We start from the raw sequence: 19,447 nt of genomic DNA, 5'->3' as shown, positions 1-19,447 counted from the left end.
TGTAATTATTTCAAGGAATATATTATGAAAAAAATTCTTTTTCTTTTAGTAGCTTTTTCTGCTGCTGCATTCGCAAATGACGGTGAGGTTGCCAACCAAACTCTTAAAGCATACTCAATGATCGCTGCGGGTCTCGGTCTTGGTCTTGCTGCATTAGGTGGAGCTATCGGTATGGGTCATACTGCTGCTGCAACTATTGCGGGTACTGCACGTAACCCTGGTCTTGGTGCTAAACTTATGACTACAATGTTCATCGCTCTTGCAATGATCGAAGCACAGGTTATTTATGCACTGGTAATTGCGTTAATCGCACTTTACGCTAACCCGTATTTAGGATAATCTTTAGAGATTACTAAATATACCTCAGACCTGGCTCCCAAAGAGTCAGGTCACTTTTATACCACACAAATGCGCAGGTGGTGGAACGGTAGACACGCAACGTTGAGGTCGTTGTGCCTTCGGGTGTGGGGGTTCAAATCCCCCTCTGCGCACCATAACCCCCTATTTTCGAACTTTCAAAGCAATATTTAAAAACCGGCATAAAAGACAACGGAAGATGAAGTGCGTGGACATATATGCTATATTTTGGCAGATACCGTTAAGATAGTTCAGGCTTAGGTTCCGATATTTCATAACCCTGGGCATAATCTATCCCCATTTTTTTTACATAATCATATACTTCCAGGGAACAGACAAATTCGGCAATGACCGGAATGTTTTTCTGGTGCGCATAGTCGAGTATTGTTTTTGCGGTAATCTGGGAGTTTCTGTCTGCAACGATGTTTTTGATAAATACCCCGTCTATTTTTATAAAATCAATTTTTAGGTTGTTGAGCTGTCCGAAATTTGAACACTCAGCGCCAAAGTCATCAATGGCAAGTTTACACCCGAGGTCATGCAAAATATTAAGCGTTTTTTGAATCTCTTTGTGTTTTGCGATACTGTTGTTTTCCAAAATTTCAAAGGTCAGTCGTTCCGGACTGATACTGTATTTTTCGATATTTTTTTTCACAACTGCCATAAACTGCGGATGTTTCAAGTCATAGTCACTGATGTTGACGGTAAAATTATAAACACTGGTCTGAATTTTTTTACAGGCCTCTTCAAGGATTATTTTAAATATTTCAAAGAGCTGTCCGCTGTAGCGGGCGGCATCCAAAAAATGGTAGGGAGAATAGATTTCACCTTCATACTCTATGCGGACAAGACTTTCATATTTTTCAATTTTATCTGTTTTAAGATTTTTTATAGGCTGAAAATAGGTAAGAATTCTATGCTCACTCAGGGCATCCCGGATTCTTCCTGTCCACAAAGAGTTTGAATGGATAGTTCGCAGAATCGTCAAATCATCACTGTATTTCTTCAGATTGTTTTTTCCATACAGACGGGCTTCTTTTAAGGCAAATTCTGCTTTTTGTATAATGTTTCCATAGTCATCGATGACAACACCAATGCTGGCAGTCAAATGTATTTTAATACCGTTGATGGAGAAAAGATGGTTGTAAATATCATCTTTTACCTTTGTAATTCTCTGCTCGGTTGTGAGCGTGTCTCCCTGTGTATAGAGCATGGCAAAAACATCTGCTTCAAGGTGAAAAACCTGGGCATCCTGTGTATATTTTTCCAATAAAAAACGGGAAAAAGCCCGCAGAACTTTGTCTCCAAAATCAAATCCGTTGTGGTTGTTAATAACACTGAAATCATCAATATTGATAAGTATGAGAGATTTCTTTCCGCTACTGCTGAGATTTTCAGAGAGTTTGAGCCGATTTGGCAGTTTTGTCACCTCATTTGTAGTCATCTTAGTGTAAATTTCATCTTTTTTGTCTTGAATGTCTTTAAACTGCTGGTACTGTTTGATAGCTGCACGCACAGTCAGAAAGAATTTTTGAGACTCTATGCAGGCGCGTGACCTGTAGTCATTTATATCATAATGCTCAAGAATTTCATCAGTGGGAACAGCTGAGTCTACACTGTCTATAATGACTATGCGCATTGTAGTACTGATTTGTGCCCGAATGTAGTTGATTAATTGCAGTCCGCCGCTTAGTTTTTCTATATTGATATCTATAAAGGCAACAGCGATATCTTTATTGTTTTGAATGATTTTTCGTGCTTCTTCTGCGTTGTGTGCATGAAGTACTTTGAGCTTTTTATGGAAAATGACGGCATCTCCCAACTTTTCCTTTAAAATATCGTGGACAAAAGCATCATTGCCAACCAGTAGTATTTCCCAAAATTTTGTAGACATTATGAACTCCATGCGTTAGTAACTATTATATATCGCTGCTCATAAAACTTTTATTAATCAATTAAATGAGGATTCTCAGAAGGAAAGGCTTTTTATCTGTACTAAGGAGACAAGGAGTCTAATTCCTGCAGATCAGGTTTCGGTTCTGCTATTTCATACCCCTGCACATACTCCACGCCCAAAGCCTTTACATAATCATACACCTCTTTGGAACAGACATATTCTGCAATGACCGGAATCCCTTTTTTGTGGGCAAAGTCAATAATGGTAGTCGTGACTATCTGAGAGTTTTCATCTGTTATGATATTTTTGATGTAGGCTCCGTCAATTTTAATGAAATCTGTGGGCAGGTTGTTAAGCTGTCCAAAGTTTGAACACTGGGCACCAAAGTCATCTATGGCAAGCCGAAAGCCCTCTGCATGGAGTTCATTCAGCAGTGCCTGAATATTTTTGTTGTGGGCAATGCTGTCATTTTCCAGAATTTCAAAAGTAATACGGGAATGGGGCAGGTTATATTTCTTTACTATCTTTTTGACTGTCGGAAGAAAATCAGGATATTGCATATCGTACTGGCTGATATTTACCGTAAAAAAGTAAGTGCTTTGGACAGCCTTTTTGCAGGCCTCTTCCAAAACAAACTGAAATATTTTAAATATCTGTCCGCTGTAGAGTGCCGCATCCAAAAAATGAAAAGGGGAGTAGATCTCATTTTCGTATTCCAGTCTGACAAGGGCTTCGTATTTAATGATTTTACCGGTTTTTACTTCTAAAATAGGCTGAAAATAGGTATGCATTTTATGGTTGTGCAGGGCATCGCGTACCCTTGTACTCCATAGTGAATTGGTATGAATCGTCCGGAGTATGTTCAAATCATCTGTATACTTTTGAATACTGTTCTTGCCGTAACGGCGTGCCTCTTTGAGGGCAAACTCCGCTTTTTGGATGATATTTCCGCGTTCGTACAGTGCAATGCCTATACTTGCTGTCAGGCGTGTTTTTATACCGTTGACGTTAAAAATATATTTTGCAATATCGTCTTTGATGCGTAAAATATTCTCTTCGGTTGTTTCATTTTCGAGTTTGACACACAAGAGTACGAAATTATCGGAGTGCAGATGAAAAACCTGGGCATATCTGCCATATTTTTTCTCCAAAAATTTTGCAAAAGCACGCAGTACTTCATTGCCAAAGTCAAACCCGTTATGTTCATTGATGAGGCTGAAGTCGTCTATATTAATGAGTATAAGAGATTTTTCTCCCATTGTGTCCAGATATTCTGAGAGTTTGATTCTGTTTGGCAGATTGGTTACATTATTGGTCGTCATCTTTTTATAGATTTCATCTCTGCTGGATTTGATCTCTTTGTACTGTTCATACTGCTTAAGTGCATTGCGGATGATAAAATAAAATTTACCGCTTACAATTTCTTCTCTTTCTTTGTAGCCGTTAATATCATAATGGTCAAAAATTTTATCAGGAGGAACCGGCGAGTTTCCGCTGTCTATCATGACAATTCTTATGTTGCTGTTGTGCAGAACATTTCTTATATGTTCAACAAGCTTCAAGCCTGCGTCGGGTGTTTCCATGGATATGTCAATAAAAGCAATAGCAGTATCAGCATTGTTTTTTAAGAGTTCTTTCGCCTCTTGTGCATTGTGTGCATGGAGGATTTTGACAGGTTTGTTTTGAATAAAGATATTTTGCAGTTCTTTCTTAATGACATTATGCGTAGAAACATCATCATCAACGACTAAAATTTCCCAATATTTTTCAGACATCATTATATTTCCTAGTAGTATTAGCCATAGACTAGCATGAAAAAGATTAATATCTGTTTATAATAAACGGGGGGGGAATACCGTTAAGCCAATAAAAAGCTTTAGTTTTGTGTGACAGTCGGGGTAAAAGCCTTTGTACTGAGTCTGACATTTTGTCCGATTTGGAGATTTTTGGCTTCTGTGGAGCTGACGACAACCTCGACGAGTTGCTGTCCTATGGCTACAACAGCGATGTAGATGACATCTGCTTTTTTAATATCGAGCAGTTCTCCCTCAAAAGAAAATTTTTGACTGCCCTGCGTCTTGAGCAAAACCTCTTTTGGTGCGCCGTCATTGATTATTTTTCCGTTTTGTAAAATGATGACACGAGAGGCAAGACGGTATATTTCGCTCGGGTCGTGACTGACCATAATGGTTGTCGTGCCAAACTCTTTATGCAGCACAAGCAGTTCGTTTTGCAGCTTTGTCCGCATAGCAGGGTCAAGTGCCGAGAGGGGTTCGTCAAGCAGTAATATTTTTGGTTTTTTCATCAAGGCACGGCAGATGCTGACTCTCTGTTTCTGCCCGCCGCTGAGGCTGTTTGGATAGCGTTCTTTGAGGCTGGAGAGTTCACTCAATTCCAAAAGATGCTCGGCTAATTTTTTGTCATTGTTGACAAAAAGCAGATTTTTTTCTACACTCATATTTTCAAAAAGGGCATACTCCTGAAAAACAAAACCGATGGCTCTTTTTTGAACAGACAGGGCCCCTTTTGCATCAAGCCAGACGCTGTTTTGTACAGTGATGCTCCCTTTGGCCTCTTCAAGCCCTGCTAAAATTCTCAAAAGTGTAGTCTTTCCGCTGCCGCTTTTCCCACTGATGGCTACAAACTCGCCCTCTTTAATATTGAGCTTTACATGTAAAGGCATAACGCCCTGGGCTCCGTGAAGTGTTTTTGTGACATCTATATGTATCATAATCCAAACCTTCTGTTGTGTCTGGCATTAAAGATGTAGACGCTCAGAAGTACTGCAAAAGAGATGCCCACCATTATGGCGCTGTAGATATGAGCGGCAGTGTAGTCCATATTTTCCACCATTTCATAAATGGCTACAGAGGCCACCTTTGTCTCACCCGGTATGCTGCCGCCTACCATTAAAACTACGCCGAATTCTCCGACTGTATGGGCAAAAGTGACAATGACGGCAGTGAGTACCGCCGGTTTCATATTTGGCAGGGCGACAAAAAACAGAGTCTGGAGTTTGCTTTTGCCGGCAATGTAACTCGCCTCAAGCATATTTTTGTTGAGACTCTCAAACCCGTTTTGAAGAGGCTGCACCATAAATGGCAAAGAGTAAAAACAACTTGCCACAACAAGTCCCGTAAAAGAAAAAACAAGTTTGACATCAAAAGTCTCTTCAAAAAAGTGACCGATTGGGGAGCTGTATGCAAATGCCCAAAGCAGATAAAACCCCAAAACAGAAGGGGGCAGAACAATTGGCAAAGCTGTAAGGGCTTCTAAAAAAGGTTTTGTTTGTGATTTTGTCTGTGAGAGAAACCATGCAAGCGGCAGGGCGATACAAAAGAGAATAAAAGCTGTCAACGCCGCAAGTTTGAAGGAGAGCACAAAGGGTTCAAAACTCATGAAACTATCTCCTTGAGTGACAAATCACTTGATTTTATCAGTGCGATGACAGATTCCCCTACATGCAACTGCATTCTTTGCAAAGAATCGCTTGTGATGATGGACTCCAAAACATTGTCATAAAACTGTAACTCTACAACAGACAAGAGCTCTCCGACTTCTATAGAACGCACCGTTACATGTAACTGGTTTGCATGGCTCAGTTCTCCCTGAAGATTTTTTGCTATGGCGATGGCTGTGGGTTTACATGTAAGGAGAACTTCTGTGTTTTGTGTGAGTGTTTGGGGCAATTCAAGGCTCATCATGCCCAGCGTGCTCTCATTACATGTAAAGTGTACTACATGTAAGTTTTGCACTGTTTGGATTGTCTCTGCTTTTGCTGGAATTGTATTCATTGTACACTGTATCCGTACGCTTTGAAAATCTCTTTTGCCGGTTGTGAGAGTAAAAAGGTGTAAAAAGAGTGTGCGTCTGCATTGTCTGTGGAATGTTTGAGCAAAACAATACCCTGTGCAATGGGTGTGTAGAGTTTTGGATCAACATCTTTAAAATTGACGCCTTCTTTATACTGTTTCATTTTAGGAGAAAAGAGTGCTGACTTGGCGATAAAACCCAAATCAGCTGCCGTGACTGCATAGGCAACAGTCTGTCCGACAGACTCTCCGTAAACAAGTTTCTTTTTGATTTTTTTATACAAAGAGGCATTTTGCAGTGCCTGACGCGCTGCTATTCCGTAAGGTGCGGTTTGCGGATTGGCTATGGCTATTGTTCTGATATTTTTGTCAAGAACGAGAGCTGTTCCCTGCTGAAAGTCTCTTTTTTTTGTGCTAAAAAGAGCAAGCGCGCCCCGGGCATACACAACCGGTTTGGTCAGAGCAAAGCCTTTTTCGTACAATTTTTTTGGATAGGCCATATTTGCAGAGAGAAAAATGTCATAAGGTGCGCCGTGCATTATCTGTGCTGTGAGTTTTCCACTGCTGCCTATAGTCATTTGTATTTTTGTTTGCGGATTATTTTTTTGAAATTCTTTTATCAGTCGGGGAAGGGCATAACTGACATTTGCCGCGGTTGCAATGTTGAGAGTACCCGCCAAAACAGTTGTAAAGGAGAATAAAAGTATAATAAGATAATTTTTCATTACAAGATTATAGCAGAGAAACCCTAATCGGCAAAGCTTATAAATAACTTAAATTCAGTTCTTTATAAGTTTATACGGCTATACTTCCATCAAATAAAATTACTTGAAGGGTTCGAGAATGAAATTTACAAAAATTGCAACTCCTGAACAAATCGATCAAAAATGGGTTTTGATTGATGCTGAGGGTAAAACATTCGGTCGTATGATCACTGAAGTAGCTACTATACTTCGTGGGAAAAACAAACCGTGTTTTACTCCTAATATCGACTGTGGTGACTACGTAGTTATCATCAACGCTTCTAAGGCAAAATTTAACGGTCTTGGAAAAATAGCAAACAAAGAATATTTTTCTCACTCTGGGTACTTCGGTAGTACAAAGAGCGTTAAAATGACTGAGCTTTTAGAAAAGAACCCTGAGAAACTGTATAAGTTGGCAACTCGCGGTATGCTTCCTAAAACAAAGCTTGGTGCTAAAATGCTTAAAAAATTAAAAATTTATGCAGGTGCTGAACATCCTCACACTGCACAAATTGCTAAATAAGGACTGATTATATGGCAAATAAAATATATGCAACAGGTCGTCGTAAAGCCTCTGTAGCAAAAGTATGGTTAACTCCAGGAACCGGTAAAATCACTATCAACGGTCTTTCGTTAGACGCATGGTTGGGTGGACTTGAAGCGAAAAAACTTCGTGTAAAACAGCCATTGGTAGTAACAAAACAAGAAACAAATGTTGATATCGTTGCTACTACTTTAGGCGGTGGTTTCGGTGGTCAGGCAGATGCACTTCGTCACGGAATTTCCCGTGCTTTGGTAGCATACAATCCGGAATTAAAAGCAATGCTTAAACCTGAAGGTATGATGACTCGTGACTCACGTGTTGTTGAACGTAAGAAGCCAGGTAAGCGTAAAGCTCGTCGTTCTCGCCAGTTCTCTAAACGTTAATCGTTTGGAATTTTTATCAATGCCTTTTGCATTGGTAAAATTCTTTTTTATCTCCTTTTTGCAAAGTACACAATAAATTAACTCTATTAGTATATAATGTCTGTTCCATAAAAAAGCAGGTATTTATATGAAAAAAACAACGCTCATTCTCACACTGTTTACCATGCTCATAATGCTTCTTTTTCCGTTTCTCGGCAACAGTTTCATGCAAAAACTTATAGATGAAAATATTCAGGTTTTGCAGTCACAGGGTCTGGTACTTAAAAAGAGTACAAAAGAGAGCGGTTATCTTAACACAAAACAGCATTTTGAATTTGTTTTGCAAGATACACAGGCACTGCAAAACTATTTACGTTCTTACACAAAATCAGCAGTGCCGCCGGCTGTAGAGAAAGTTTTTCAAGGTGCGACAATAGGCGCAGATGTTGCCTACAGCAATATTCCCTTTTCAAAGGCTGTGACTGTAGAGGTATATCCTTTGCAGCTTGCAAATACACTTATGCAGGAGATGAAAAAAAACAATCCGCAAGCCTACAGATATTTTACTGATTTTCTTAATGCAAAAGGGCTTTTGTATCATGTAGAGTACAATGTGCTCAGTAGTGATTTTAACGGCTTTGTCAAAGATATAGATGCACATTACAGTGTAAAAAAGAATGCAAATGTGCGTATGCAGTTAGAAGGTGTCAGGTTTAGCGGAGAGGGAAGCCTTTTTGCAGCAGAAAATATGACTTTTCATCTACAAACAATGAAGCTCGCTTTAGAAGATGCTGCAAATGCACTCTCTTTTGAGATAAATAATTTGCAAAACAGGAGTGAATTTACATCTTTTTCCCACTATACAACGGATACTAAAGTATTTCAAATCAAGTTTTTGATGAAAAATTCTCAGGATGATATCAATATATCTCTTGGTAATGTGGATATGGCTTCCTCTTCTTCTGAAAAAGACGGCAAAGTGGCATTGCATTCAAAAAGCTTTATAGATACTTTGATATTTCACGCAAATAAATTAAATTTTTCTCTCAAAGCATTCAACAGCGATATCTCTATTGAGGACCTGGACAAACAAAGCTATGAAAAATTTTCGCAGTTACTCACACAATCAAAACAGATAAAACAGCAGGCCTTGCTTGCCATGCTTGCACACGGTTTACATGTAAAGGTATCGGACCTCTCCTTTGAAAATATAACACTCAACAGGATTGAAGAACTTGGCAGTATGAAAATTCAAAGTGATTTGAAAATAGCACAGGACAAAGATTTTGCCAAAAAACTCAAGATGTCACCTCTGTTGCTGCTTGCAAATGCACAGATGAATATGAAAATAAAAGTGGCAAAAGCACTCTATCTCAAAATGATAGAAGATACACCTGCGGCAGCAGTGATTGTATCCTATGCAAAAGAGGATGCGCAGAGTGTCTATTTTGATATAGCATTTACAGACAGCAGACTTACAGTAAACGGTAAAGTTGTACAGTAATGGCAAAGACGGTTTTTTTTCTTTTTTTTTCCTGGAGTTTCTTCTTGGGCTCTCTCAACGGAGCCACTTTGCATCTGGCTACATCGTCAAATCCTTCAAGACTCAATCCTGTTTTGGCAACAGATTCTTCTTCCTCGGAAATCAGCTCTTTTATATTTAACGGGCTTGTCAAATATGACAAAGATTCCAAAGAGATTATAGGGGATTTGGCAGAGAAATTTTATTTTAAAGACAATAAAACACTTGTTTTTGAACTGAAAAAAAATGTTTTGTGGCATGACGGCAAAAAATTCAGTGCCAAGGATGTACTCTTTACCTATAAAACACTTCTCTCAGATAAAATAGTTTCTCCTTACAGTTCAGATTTTCGTTTTGTCAAAAGCGTCAGGATTATCAATGACTACAAGATAGAAGTACGATACACAAAACCTTACTTTAAGGCACTTGAGACATGGATGATGGGAATACTTCCTGAACATGTTTTAAAAAACGAAAAAAACCTGATGAACGCCTCTTTTAATACACATCCGACAGGGACAGGTCCCTATAAACTGACACGTCTTGAATACTCAAAAAATATAGAGCTCTCTGCTTTTGATGCGTATTTCGAGGGCAGACCAAAGATAGATACTGTTTCTTTTCATGTTATCGGTGATGCAATGACAAGATTTCTGATGCTTAAATCAGGACAACTGGATATCGGCAGTGTAGAGCCTTTCGTCTATGAAAGACAGCTTACTCAGAAATTTTTTGAAAACTTCAATATATATGAAAAAATCACTCTCTCCTATACATATCTCGGATTTAATCTGCGAAAAAAGAAGTTTCAAAATCCGAAAGTCAGACGCGCACTCTCTTTGGCGATTGACAGGCAGGAACTCATCGACATCCTTTTTTTAAAACATGCAAAGGTCTGCACGGGTCCGTTTCTGCCGGGAACAATTGCCTTTAATCCTGATGTCAAAGCTCCGACACAAAATATTGGGGAGGCAAAAAGACTGCTTAAAGAGGCAGGTTATGACGAGCAGCACCCTTTTACTTTTGAAATAGCCACATCAAACGCCAGCTCGATTCGCCCCTATGCGGCAGAAATCCTGCAGTATCAGCTCAAAAAAGCCGGTGTAATTGTCAAGCTGAGAGTCATGGAGTGGCAGGCCTTTTTAAATATGGTGGTTTTTCCGCATAAATTTGACACGGTTCTTTTGGGCTGGGGACTCTCACCTACACCCGACCCCTATATGTTCTGGCACTCAAAAAGCGATAAACCGGGCGGTTTTAACCTTGTAGGCTATCACAACAGTGAAATAGACGCAATGATAGAAAAATCGCAGGCGACAATTGACAGAAAAAAACTGGGAGAGCTGTGGAGAAAGATGTTTAAAATCATTGCAGAGGACAACCCTTATCTTTTTTTGTATATTCCAAATTCCATCACGGCCGTGAACAAAAAGATAAAGCATATTCAACCGGCACAAAGCGGTATATGGCACAACTACATACAATGGGAGAAAAACTGACGTGATAATATTATTTGATTTGGACGGCACACTTATAGACTCGACAGAGGCAATTTTGGAGAGTTTTCACAACTCTTTTGCAGTGCACGGCTTCTCTGTACCCGCTGATGCACAGATAAAGGCGCTTATCGGCCATCCTTTGGATGTAATGTACAGAGAACTCGGGGTGGATGAAGCGCTTGTTTTGGATTTTGTCACTACCTACAAAGAGCATTACAGAGAAATTTCCACGCAAAAAACAAAACTCCTGCCCAATGCCAAAGAGGCCGTAGAAGCGGCAGCAGCATTTGCTTCTTTGGGAATAGTGACAACAAAAACAGGAAAATATTCCCGGATTTTAATGGAACATTTCGGATTAATGGATAAATTTGAGGTCCTTGTAGGCAGAGAACATGTGCAAAATCCCAAACCGCATGCGGAACCGATTTTAAAAGCTCTGCAGAGTTTTGATACAAAAAACAAAGAGATATGGATGATCGGAGATACACAGATGGATCTGTTGTCGGCAAAAAATGCCGGTGTCAATTCCATCGGTGTTTTGAGTGGATATGAAGAGAAAAAAAGTTTAAAAAAGTTTTCTGACATTATATTTAATGATTCTTTGGATGCAATCGGTTACCTGAAAAGTAGAAAAACCGCACACTTTATAGTATAAGTTAATCTTAATCATATTATCAAGCTAACTTTAAGTGGGTCTGTTCTAAAATAGAGCTTAAGAATTGACAAAAATTGTTAAAGTAAGTTTCTTGAAAATTGAAGGAGAATTTATGCTAGAGATTAGATGGCATAGTCGTGCTGGCCAAGGTGCTGTTACAGGTGCCAAAGGTTTGGCAGACGTTATTTCTACAACTGGTAAACATGTACAGGCATTTGCGTTTTACGGTTCTGCAAAACGTGGAGCTGCAATGACAGCATATAATCGTGTGGATGATAAAGTAATCATGAATCATGAAAAATATATGGAGCCTGATTATGTCTTTGTCATAGATCCCGCTTTGGTATACACAACAGATGTTACGGTAAACGGGAAAGACAATACAAAATACATCATTACAACGCATATGAGTACAGAAGAACTTGTCGCCTCTCAGCCAAAACTTGAGGGCAAAGATGTTTACACGGTTGACTGTATTAAAATTGCGCAAGAAACGATTGGGCGTCCTATTCCTAATACACCGATGCTTGGTGCTTTTATGAAGATATCGGGTATGTATGATATTGAATTCTTTAAAGAGAATATGATGAGAATATTAGATAAACTGCCTAAGAAAATTGTTGATGCAAATATGATCGCCATACAGCGCGCATATGATGAAGTAAAATAAGGAGCTATAGATGGCAAATACAGGTTGGGACGAATTTGAAATCGGAGCAATGCTTCGTACATTTGATGGTGCAGTAGAAGATATTGCGGGTACACTCCAAGAAGACCGTCCGTATTCACAAAACAGCTCTTTTTCTGCAAGTGTTGCTGACTGGAGAATTGAAAAACCGGTTTTTAATAAAGATTTTTGTATTGATTGCCAATTTTGCTGGGTCTACTGTCCGGATATTTCAATTATTTCAAGAGACAAAAAGATGATAGGTATAGATATGGATCACTGTAAAGGGTGCGGAATTTGTGTTGAGGTTTGTCCTACAAACCCAAAATCACTTTTAATGTTTCCGGAACAGGCAGACGAAGAGACAGAAATAGCAAATTGGCCTGCTAAAGAGACAAAGGAGAAATAGATGGCATTTGATAAAATGGAATTAAGAGATATCGAAGTATGGGATGGAAACTTTGCAGCTGCGCAGGCAATGAGACAGTGTCAAATTGATGTTGTTTCCGCATACCCGATTACGCCGTCAACTCCTATAGTTGAGGGATATGCAAAATTTTTGGCAGACAACTATGTCGAGGGTGAATTCGTAATGGTTGAGTCTGAACATGCGGCAATGTCGGGATGTATCGGTGCTGCAGCTGCCGGCGGGCGTGTTGCTACCGCAACATCTTCACAGGGTTTTGCTTTAATGGTTGAAACGCTTTATCAGGCTTCCGGTATGCGTTTGCCGATTGTCTTAAATGTCGTAAACCGTGCATTGGCTGCACCGCTGAACGTAAATGGTGACCATTCAGATATGTATCTTGGACGCGACTGCGGTTGGATACAGCTTGATGCATACTGCCCTCAGGATGCGTATGACTTGAACTTTATCGCTTTTAAAGTGGCTGAAGATCATGATGTGAGACTGCCGTGTATGGTACATCAGGATGGTTTCATGACTTCACATACAGCACAGGGTGTGCATACACTTGATGATGATACCGCATACAGTTTTGTAGGTGATTTCAAGCCTATGAACGATATGCTTGATTTTGAACACCCGGTAACACACGGAGTACAAACGGAAGAAGACTGGCATTTTGAACATAAAGCACGCCAGCATAATGACCTTATGACAAAAGTAATGCCAAAGATTCAAGCAGCTTTTGATGAGTTCGAAAAACTCTCAGGACGCAAATACAATATCGTTGAAAAATATGATATGGATGATGCGGATGTGTGTGTTGTATGTATGGGTACTTCAGTGGAAACTGCCCGTGAAGTGGCAAGCGAGATGAGAGAAAAGGGTGTTAAGGCCGGTGTTGTCGGACTTCGTGTTATTCGGCCGTTTCCGTTTTTTGAAATTCAAGAAGCGCTTAAAGATGTAAAAGCTATAGCAGCACTCGACCGTTCGTCTCCAAACGGAGCGCCGGGTATGCTCTTTAATGAAATTGCGGGTGCACTTTTTAACACAGATACAAAAGCCTTACTTTCGGGTTACATTTATGGTCTTGGCGGGAGAGATTTAACAAAAAGACATCTCACAGACCTGTATACTGAACTGCAGGCAAATGCTGATGCCGGCAAGGTGCTTACTCCACTACAACAATTTATCGGTGTTCGTGGACCGAAATTACAATTTTTATAGGAAAAAACGATGAGTGAAATGAAAAAAATTAAAAACTTAAAAGAGTTTTCTACATCAGCAGACCGTTTTGAAGGGGCAAACCTTCTTTGCCCTGGTTGTGCACACTCTATCATTGTTCGTGAAGTTTTAAATGCAACGAATGATGACCTGGTTCTTTCAGCATCTACCGGATGTTTAGAAGTTTGTACAGCAGTGTATCCTTATACTTCATGGGATGCTTCATGGATTCACATCGGTTTTGAAAACGGCTCAACTGCTGTTGCAGGAGCTGAAGCCATGTATAATGCATTAAAACGCAAAGGCCGTCTCAAGCAGCCTGACCGTAATCCTAAATTCGTATCTTTTGCCGGTGACGGTGCTTCTTACGATATCGGTTTTCAGTGGATTTCAGGCTGTATGGAGCGTGGGCACAATATGATGCATGTTGTTTTAGACAATGAAGTATATGCAAATACGGGCGGACAGCGTTCCTCTTCAACACCGATCGGTTCAAGCACAACAACTGCACCGGCAGGTCGTGTAAGCTACGGTGAGAAGAAAAACAAAAAAGACATGGTAAGCATTATGGCAAGCCACGGTATTCCGTATGCGGCGCAGGTAGCTCCAAACAAATGGAAAGATATGGTGAAAAAAATCCAACACGGTATGGCAGTGGAGGGGCCTGTATTTATCAATGCTGTTTCTCCTTGTACGACTGAGTGGAAATTTGACCCTAAAGACACGATGCTGTTAACGGACCTTGCGACTGATTCGTTGGTATTTCCGCTTTATGAAATCATTGACGGGCATGAGTTAAACATAACATACAGACCAAAAAACGTTATTCCTGTTGAAGAATATCTGGCTGCACAGGGACGTTTCAAGCATCTTTTTAAAGATGAATACAAACATCTTATTAAAGAGTGGCAAGAGCGTGTCGATGCAAACTGGGAGTATCTAAACCGCCGAGAAGAAGCTCGCGTTTAAGAAGTTTCATCTTCACCGCATTTTGCACAAAAGTCAGAAACGGCAGGCTGTTAGCCTAGCCTTTTTCTGACTTTGGCACAAACTACAGTAAATCTAAAACTTCTTTATTTTTCGGAACCCGGACTTCAGTCCGGGCTGAGAGTGCCAAGACTATTCCAACAACCGGCACTGAAGTACCGCTTCCGAGAAAGCATTAATTTTCTTAACTTAACGGCATAGGGACTTCAATCCGGGCTAAAATTCATGCCTGCTTTCATCCTTCAATTTATCATCAATTTTTTTCGCTAAAATACATATAATATAAACTAAGGAATAGACTCATGCCATTATTAGACTCATTTACCGTTGACCACACAATTATGCCGGCACCTGCAGTGCGTAAAGCAAAAGTTATGAAAACACCGTGCGGAGACAAAATTACAGTTTTTGATCTGCGTTTTTACAAACCAAACGAAGACAAAATGGACGGACGGGGAATTCATACCTTGGAACACCTTTTTGCAGGATTTATGCGCAATCATTTAAATTCAAAAAATGTTGAAATTATAGACCTCTCGCCGATGGGATGCCGCACAGGATTCTATATGTCGGTAATTGGAACTCCTGATGAAAAAAGAGTGGCAAAGGCCTGGAAAAAATCTATGGAAGATGTCTTACATGTAAAGAGCAAAAAAAATATTCCTGAACTCAATATTTATCAGTGCGGAACCTATAAAATGCACTCTCTTAAAAATGCCAAAAAAATTGCCAGTGACATTCTTTCGCATAAAATAGGCGTGATGGATAACAAAAAACTGCAACTGAGTAAAAAGAAACTTAAAGAGATAAACAGCTAATGTTGGTTTTAGTACCGATGAACACTGCAGATGTGCAAGAAGCCGAGATTACACCGGTTTTAGAAGCAAAAACATGGGCACAGCTTCGTATAGAAGAGGGTGAACTTGTAGAGGTACTGCATTGTGACACATACGACGGTTTTGAGAACTGGTCTGAAGCCGTTGTTGTAAACAGCGATGGTGAACCTGTTATAGACTTTATGAATATGTCCATGATGGTACTCGTTGCACATACGCAAAAAACGATTGATGAGATTGTAGAAGCGTATTTATTTCGTGAACTGCATGATCTTGCATATTAGGAGAAACAATGGAGTTAAAACAGTTTTTAGAACTTTTTAACCCTCTGCCGGGAAATCACTATATTCAGATTACCGACAAAATTGATGCAACGACCCTTGCTTTGCAAAAAATGATTGCAGCAGTTGAGGGTGAGTTTCATCTGGCTCTTTATACAGAAAAAAAGCTGCAAATTCCCGATGTTCTCAAAGAGACTAAAATAGAGTATATACCAAATTTTTCAAAACCTTTTCGTGCATTGCCCAGAGATCATGACCTTGTAATTTTCAAAGATGTTTTTTTTAGGCATCAAAACCCGGAGCTGCTCCTCAGAATTGCCTACACAACACTTGCAAATACGGCAAATGTGATAATTATGCAAAAAAAAGGGACAATGGATATAGAAAATACAAAAGAGCTGTTGGAAAAATTCGAATTTCGCGCTCCCAATGCCATAGACATACTGCCTGAATATGATTTGGTCATGGCAAAAAAAATGCACATGTGGGGTAATGGATTATAAACATTTTTATAACTCCCTAAATACCTACTTAATACCCCTATTTATGGGGTCTAATCAATAATCTGATTTTTATTTTGAACCACTTTGAACCACTTTATTACAGTTTAACTCGTATAAAAAGTCGTATAAAATTAAAATACTGCTATACTGTCATAAGACAAGGAAACAGTATGAAAAAAGATAATATAACAGTTAAGACTTTGAAGAATGGAACAGAGAATTATTATGTAAGATTTATGTATCAGGGTAGAGAGTATCCAGTGAAGAATTTTACTAAATTGTATGGGTGTAAAACTAAAAAGAAAACATTAGAAAAATTAGCAGAAATCAAGATTGAAATTTCAAAAGGTAGAAACCCATTTGTTTTGACAAAAGAAACACTAAATGAACTTTATGACGAAAGAAAGAAAATTTCGTTAAAAAATGGAACTTGGAGAACAAGAACAGTAGAAAGCTATGATTATTTTTATAATAAATACATAAGAAAAACTATTGGACATAAAAAATTATCAAAAATCACTTATGAAGATTTAAGAAAATTATATGATGTTAATATGTCTCATGTTGAAAATTCAACGAAAAATCAATTCAAAAGAATAGTTCGTCCTATTTTCATTGAAGAAATGAAAAATGGGAGAATACATACTAATGTCGTTGATATGATTGAAACATACAATATGCCAGTCCGGGAAAAGATAGAATTAAGAACATTTGAAAATAATCTTGATATTGTAAGAAAATTATATAATGCTGTTCCAAAGTATGAAGCACTTGCATATAATCAAAAAGAAGAAATGAGAGCATATTTAATGATGATTGTAATGACAGCTCATAGACACGGAGAATTAAGACAATTAACGATTGAAGATTGTTATTTAGATAGAAAAATGATTATTGCACCTAAAACAATCACAAAAACAAAAGAAGATTACAGATATCCAATTCCAGAAGAAGTTATACCATATTTGAAAACTATAAAATCAGGTTTGATTTTCCCAACAGTCAAAAAAGGCTCTATGTATCAAGTATTTCAAAGATTGGTAAAATTAGCAAATATTGAAACTTTTAACGGAAAAAGAATATCTCCACACGATATGAGAAGATTACTTTTATCAATTATGATTAAAGATTTAAAGATTGATAGTGTTCTTGCTGATAGTTGTTTAAACCATAAGCAAAGAGGAGTTATCAATCATTATTTAAGTTTTGAATATAAAGATATTGAAGAGGCATATAATAGATATTGGGAATTAATTAGATTGAAATCATAAAAATTGATAAAAAATGTTGATTTTAATGTTTAGTTAAGGGGGTGGAGATATAATGCTTTCCACAAAAATATAAGGAAAATTAATGGCATACACAGGTAAAGATGGAAAGATTTATTATGATAACTCTCGAGAAGAAGTTAATTTAAATCCTAAAAGTGGTTCAGCAGTAAGTGGAGTTATGTTGGGAAATGCACAAGGATGGGTTGGACTTATGGTTATTGCTCTAATAGCAATAGTATTTGGATTGGCAGCTCCTTTGGCACTTTTAATTTGGTTTTATTTTTATGGTTATAAAATAAAATTTTTAAGACCTACAAATATGAGTAATTTTTATTTAAAATATTATAGAAGTTCATCACTTGTTGTAGCTGCTATTTATATATTTACTATTGTTAAATTATTTATGGGTGGAGCAAAATTAGATGCTATTTGGCCTGTTGTTACTATCTTTGGAGTGATTGCTTTGGCTATAACATTACTGCCTTTGACATTGAAAAATTTAAATTTTGGGTTCCAAATAATGAGATTTATTTTAAAAACTAAAATAATGAGATTTATTTTAAAAACTGCTGCAGTATTGGTAGGTCTGTTTTTTTTAATAATAGCATTATACTATATTGGAAAAAACTGAGGAGAAATTGAGTTCAATAAGCTACAGCAATATAGCAAATTTATTGACAGACAATAATTTTAAAAGTATTAAAGATAACAATTACAAAAAAGCCTTTAATGCATTTGAAACATATTATTCGGATCCATTAGTTGCTTCTGGAATTTCTGTTTTTGGATTCGGTATATATGCTTCTGGTTTTGATGGTATTGATACTATCGAAGAGGCTATGGCTATAAAAAAGATTCGTGGAGATGAATATTATTTTGCTGAGCATGAGTATATAGATATAATTAATGGTTTAAAATATCTTGATAAAGGATATTCTAAAGAATTAGCAGACTTTTTTACTAAATATATGGATAGAGATACTGTTGAATATTTTTCTGGTCTTGAGAAATATAAGGAAGAATCAGATAATCTCGTTGTATTATTAAAAAAATACAACCAGCTATCTGCTTTGAGAGCCTATGAAGCATTAAAGAAAAAATATAATATTAAGGCATAGATAGTAAAGTGAAAAAAACTATATTATTACTTTTAGTATCTTTTAGTTTATATGCTCAACCATACACCACTAAAAATATTACAGGTGTGTGGGAGGTATCATCACTCAAACTGAATGGTTTTACCTCCTTTGGTAAAGAGTTCTCCAAAAAAAGAGGAGAGGTTTATACTCTTATTTTTAATAAGACGGGAGAAGTGAAAAACCAAACTACAAATACTATCTATAACTACGAGATTGTAAATAATCAACTAAAAATCTATCAAACAAAAACTTACAAAAATAACTATAAAATCAAAGATAAAAAGCATTATGATTTATGGAAAATATCAGGGACTTACGAGAACTGCTATAAATCTAAAATAGTAAAGAAAAAAATCCCAGGGTATTATCGCAAAGAGGGTTATAAGTGGTGTAAGGTTCAAGAGTATCCACAGCCTATATCTACAACTACACCAAATTATAATTTTAGATAAAGAATTCTTCTTTCTCTTCTCTTTCTGTCTTCACTCGCAAGAGTGATTTAAAGATACAAAACATTAAACTTTTAATGCAGTAATTTTCAATAAATCAAAAAATCGAACTATATTAGATTATCTTAGACTATATTAGTATATATTGGGAAGTCTGAAAGATATGTGATTTATAGGTGTTTCGAGAATAAATTTCTTTTTTTCAGGGAGGTTTTTCTTTTTTTCAGGGAGGTTTTTCTTTTTTTCAGGGAGGTTTTTCTTTTTTTCAGGGAAATCTAATTTCATATAATCAA

The 19,447-nt window shown here is 37.7% G+C and carries 23 protein-coding genes and 1 tRNA gene; 18 read left to right on the top strand and 6 right to left on the bottom strand.

All coding sequences use genetic code 11. From position 1 onward, the window contains the following. Positions 1 to 24: 24 nt before the first annotated feature. The gene (locus tag MLC35_RS10425) at positions 25 to 339 is read left to right on the top strand and encodes a F0F1 ATP synthase subunit C (protein ID WP_151899443.1); all 315 of its coding nucleotides are present in this window, start codon (positions 25 to 27) and stop codon (positions 337 to 339) included. A 71-nt stretch (positions 340 to 410) separates the two neighbouring features. After that, a tRNA-Leu gene (locus MLC35_RS10420) sits at positions 411 to 494 on the top strand. A gap of 104 nt (positions 495 to 598) precedes the next feature. On the opposite strand, the gene MLC35_RS10415 is transcribed toward MLC35_RS10420, so the two are convergent. The 6 genes from MLC35_RS10415 to modA form a co-directional block, all read right to left on the bottom strand. Continuing rightward, positions 599 to 2,251, bottom strand: coding sequence for an EAL domain-containing protein (locus MLC35_RS10415; protein ID WP_188110016.1), 1,653 nt, complete (start codon positions 2,249 to 2,251; stop codon positions 599 to 601). 101 nt (positions 2,252 to 2,352) lie between these two features. Beyond that, positions 2,353 to 4,032 carry an EAL domain-containing protein gene (locus tag MLC35_RS10410; protein WP_434636917.1) on the bottom strand — a complete coding sequence of 560 codons (1,680 nt, stop codon included), beginning with the start codon at positions 4,030 to 4,032 and terminating at the stop codon, positions 2,353 to 2,355. A gap of 98 nt (positions 4,033 to 4,130) precedes the next feature. Next, the gene (locus MLC35_RS10405) at positions 4,131 to 4,985 is read right to left on the bottom strand and encodes an ATP-binding cassette domain-containing protein (protein WP_434636915.1); all 855 of its coding nucleotides are present in this window, start codon (positions 4,983 to 4,985) and stop codon (positions 4,131 to 4,133) included. Next, positions 4,982 to 5,653: a molybdate ABC transporter permease subunit gene (gene modB / locus MLC35_RS10400; RefSeq protein WP_151899447.1), complete on the bottom strand. Its 672-nt coding sequence runs from the start codon at positions 5,651 to 5,653 to the stop codon at positions 4,982 to 4,984. Before modB ends, MLC35_RS10405 begins: the two co-directional genes overlap by 4 nt. Further along, on the bottom strand, positions 5,650 to 6,048 hold the full coding sequence (locus MLC35_RS10395) for a TOBE domain-containing protein (RefSeq protein WP_151899448.1): 399 nt from the start codon (positions 6,046 to 6,048) through the stop codon (positions 5,650 to 5,652). Before MLC35_RS10395 ends, modB begins: the two co-directional genes overlap by 4 nt. After that, positions 6,045 to 6,791, bottom strand: a complete 747-nt coding sequence (modA, locus tag MLC35_RS10390) for a molybdate ABC transporter substrate-binding protein (RefSeq protein WP_434636912.1) — start codon at positions 6,789 to 6,791, stop codon at positions 6,045 to 6,047. Before modA ends, MLC35_RS10395 begins: the two co-directional genes overlap by 4 nt. 118 nt (positions 6,792 to 6,909) lie before the next feature. Here modA and rplM point away from each other — a divergent pair, with 118 nt between their 5' ends. The 16 genes from rplM (at position 6,910) to MLC35_RS10310 (ending at position 19,157) form a co-directional block, all read left to right on the top strand. Then, entirely contained in the window at positions 6,910 to 7,332 is a 423-nt protein-coding gene (rplM, locus tag MLC35_RS10385) for a 50S ribosomal protein L13 (protein WP_151899450.1), read from the top strand. An 11-nt stretch (positions 7,333 to 7,343) separates the two neighbouring features. Continuing rightward, entirely contained in the window at positions 7,344 to 7,736 is a 393-nt protein-coding gene (gene rpsI, locus MLC35_RS10380) for a 30S ribosomal protein S9 (protein WP_151899451.1), read from the top strand. A gap of 127 nt (positions 7,737 to 7,863) precedes the next feature. Next, positions 7,864 to 9,219, top strand: a complete 1,356-nt coding sequence (locus tag MLC35_RS10375; protein WP_434636910.1) for a hypothetical protein — start codon at positions 7,864 to 7,866, stop codon at positions 9,217 to 9,219. Continuing rightward, entirely contained in the window at positions 9,219 to 10,736 is a 1,518-nt protein-coding gene (locus tag MLC35_RS10370) for a peptide-binding protein (protein WP_434636908.1), read from the top strand. Before MLC35_RS10375 ends, MLC35_RS10370 begins: the two co-directional genes overlap by 1 nt. A gap of 1 nt (position 10,737) precedes the next feature. Next, positions 10,738 to 11,391, top strand: coding sequence for an HAD family hydrolase (locus MLC35_RS10365; RefSeq protein WP_346389711.1), 654 nt, complete (start codon positions 10,738 to 10,740; stop codon positions 11,389 to 11,391). A gap of 112 nt (positions 11,392 to 11,503) precedes the next feature. After that, the gene (locus tag MLC35_RS10360; RefSeq protein WP_346389710.1) at positions 11,504 to 12,061 is read left to right on the top strand and encodes a pyruvate flavodoxin oxidoreductase subunit gamma; all 558 of its coding nucleotides are present in this window, start codon (positions 11,504 to 11,506) and stop codon (positions 12,059 to 12,061) included. Positions 12,062 to 12,071: 10 nt separating this feature from the next. Beyond that, positions 12,072 to 12,467: a 4Fe-4S dicluster-binding protein gene (locus MLC35_RS10355; protein WP_346389709.1), complete on the top strand. Its 396-nt coding sequence runs from the start codon at positions 12,072 to 12,074 to the stop codon at positions 12,465 to 12,467. Continuing rightward, positions 12,468 to 13,691, top strand: coding sequence for a 2-oxoacid:ferredoxin oxidoreductase subunit alpha (locus MLC35_RS10350; protein ID WP_151899457.1), 1,224 nt, complete (start codon positions 12,468 to 12,470; stop codon positions 13,689 to 13,691). Positions 13,692 to 13,700: 9 nt separating this feature from the next. Then, positions 13,701 to 14,657, top strand: coding sequence for a thiamine pyrophosphate-dependent enzyme (locus MLC35_RS10345; RefSeq protein ID WP_226066313.1), 957 nt, complete (start codon positions 13,701 to 13,703; stop codon positions 14,655 to 14,657). A gap of 320 nt (positions 14,658 to 14,977) precedes the next feature. Further along, positions 14,978 to 15,493, top strand: a complete 516-nt coding sequence (gene luxS, locus MLC35_RS10340) for an S-ribosylhomocysteine lyase (RefSeq protein ID WP_434636905.1) — start codon at positions 14,978 to 14,980, stop codon at positions 15,491 to 15,493. Continuing rightward, positions 15,493 to 15,795, top strand: a complete 303-nt coding sequence (locus MLC35_RS10335) for a hypothetical protein (protein WP_434636903.1) — start codon at positions 15,493 to 15,495, stop codon at positions 15,793 to 15,795. The genes luxS and MLC35_RS10335 overlap by 1 nt, the downstream gene beginning before the upstream one ends. An 8-nt stretch (positions 15,796 to 15,803) precedes the next feature. Beyond that, on the top strand, positions 15,804 to 16,295 hold the full coding sequence (locus MLC35_RS10330) for a hypothetical protein (protein WP_434636901.1): 492 nt from the start codon (positions 15,804 to 15,806) through the stop codon (positions 16,293 to 16,295). Between the two features lie 170 nt (positions 16,296 to 16,465). Then, entirely contained in the window at positions 16,466 to 17,566 is a 1,101-nt protein-coding gene (locus tag MLC35_RS10325; RefSeq protein ID WP_434636899.1) for a tyrosine-type recombinase/integrase, read from the top strand. Positions 17,567 to 17,648: 82 nt separating this feature from the next. Continuing rightward, on the top strand, positions 17,649 to 18,197 hold the full coding sequence (locus MLC35_RS10320; RefSeq protein ID WP_434636897.1) for a hypothetical protein: 549 nt from the start codon (positions 17,649 to 17,651) through the stop codon (positions 18,195 to 18,197). Further along, a complete protein-coding gene (locus MLC35_RS10315; protein ID WP_434636895.1) occupies positions 18,184 to 18,684 on the top strand; it encodes a hypothetical protein in 501 nt (166 codons plus the stop codon). The genes MLC35_RS10320 and MLC35_RS10315 overlap by 14 nt, the downstream gene beginning before the upstream one ends. A gap of 8 nt (positions 18,685 to 18,692) precedes the next feature. After that, entirely contained in the window at positions 18,693 to 19,157 is a 465-nt protein-coding gene (locus MLC35_RS10310; RefSeq protein WP_434636893.1) for a hypothetical protein, read from the top strand. Positions 19,158 to 19,447: the final 290 nt, after the last annotated feature.

Origin of the sequence: Sulfurimonas sp. NW7, assembly GCF_051132265.1 — a bacterium.
GTDB lineage: Bacteria > Campylobacterota > Campylobacteria > Campylobacterales > Sulfurimonadaceae > Sulfurimonas > Sulfurimonas hydrogeniphila.
The sequence above is the reverse complement of the archived record's forward strand: the minus strand, read 5'-3'. Positions and strand labels throughout refer to the sequence as shown.

Bases quoted from the DNA above. Each gene is read 5' to 3' on its own strand.
- MLC35_RS10425 (WP_151899443.1), top strand. From the start codon at position 25: ATGAAAAAAATTCTTTTTCTTTTAGTAGCTTTTTCTGCTGCTGCATTC.
- MLC35_RS10395 (WP_151899448.1), bottom strand. From the start codon at position 6,048: ATGAATACAATTCCAGCAAAAGCAGAGACAATCCAAACAGTGCAAAAC.
- MLC35_RS10375 (WP_434636910.1), top strand. From the start codon at position 7,864: ATGAAAAAAACAACGCTCATTCTCACACTGTTTACCATGCTCATAATG.
- rpsI (WP_151899451.1), top strand. From the start codon at position 7,344: ATGGCAAATAAAATATATGCAACAGGTCGTCGTAAAGCCTCTGTAGCA.
- modB (WP_151899447.1), bottom strand. From the start codon at position 5,653: ATGAGTTTTGAACCCTTTGTGCTCTCCTTCAAACTTGCGGCGTTGACA.
- MLC35_RS10415 (WP_188110016.1), bottom strand. From the start codon at position 2,251: ATGTCTACAAAATTTTGGGAAATACTACTGGTTGGCAATGATGCTTTT.
- MLC35_RS10330 (WP_434636901.1), top strand. From the start codon at position 15,804: ATGGAGTTAAAACAGTTTTTAGAACTTTTTAACCCTCTGCCGGGAAAT.
- MLC35_RS10320 (WP_434636897.1), top strand. From the start codon at position 17,649: ATGGCATACACAGGTAAAGATGGAAAGATTTATTATGATAACTCTCGA.
- MLC35_RS10405 (WP_434636915.1), bottom strand. From the start codon at position 4,985: ATGATACATATAGATGTCACAAAAACACTTCACGGAGCCCAGGGCGTT.
- modA (WP_434636912.1), bottom strand. From the start codon at position 6,791: ATGAAAAATTATCTTATTATACTTTTATTCTCCTTTACAACTGTTTTG.
- MLC35_RS10325 (WP_434636899.1), top strand. From the start codon at position 16,466: ATGAAAAAAGATAATATAACAGTTAAGACTTTGAAGAATGGAACAGAG.
- rplM (WP_151899450.1), top strand. From the start codon at position 6,910: ATGAAATTTACAAAAATTGCAACTCCTGAACAAATCGATCAAAAATGG.
- MLC35_RS10355 (WP_346389709.1), top strand. From the start codon at position 12,072: ATGGCAAATACAGGTTGGGACGAATTTGAAATCGGAGCAATGCTTCGT.
- MLC35_RS10370 (WP_434636908.1), top strand. From the start codon at position 9,219: ATGGCAAAGACGGTTTTTTTTCTTTTTTTTTCCTGGAGTTTCTTCTTG.
- MLC35_RS10335 (WP_434636903.1), top strand. From the start codon at position 15,493: ATGTTGGTTTTAGTACCGATGAACACTGCAGATGTGCAAGAAGCCGAG.
- MLC35_RS10345 (WP_226066313.1), top strand. From the start codon at position 13,701: ATGAGTGAAATGAAAAAAATTAAAAACTTAAAAGAGTTTTCTACATCA.
- MLC35_RS10360 (WP_346389710.1), top strand. From the start codon at position 11,504: ATGCTAGAGATTAGATGGCATAGTCGTGCTGGCCAAGGTGCTGTTACA.
- MLC35_RS10350 (WP_151899457.1), top strand. From the start codon at position 12,468: ATGGCATTTGATAAAATGGAATTAAGAGATATCGAAGTATGGGATGGA.
- MLC35_RS10410 (WP_434636917.1), bottom strand. From the start codon at position 4,032: ATGATGTCTGAAAAATATTGGGAAATTTTAGTCGTTGATGATGATGTT.
- luxS (WP_434636905.1), top strand. From the start codon at position 14,978: ATGCCATTATTAGACTCATTTACCGTTGACCACACAATTATGCCGGCA.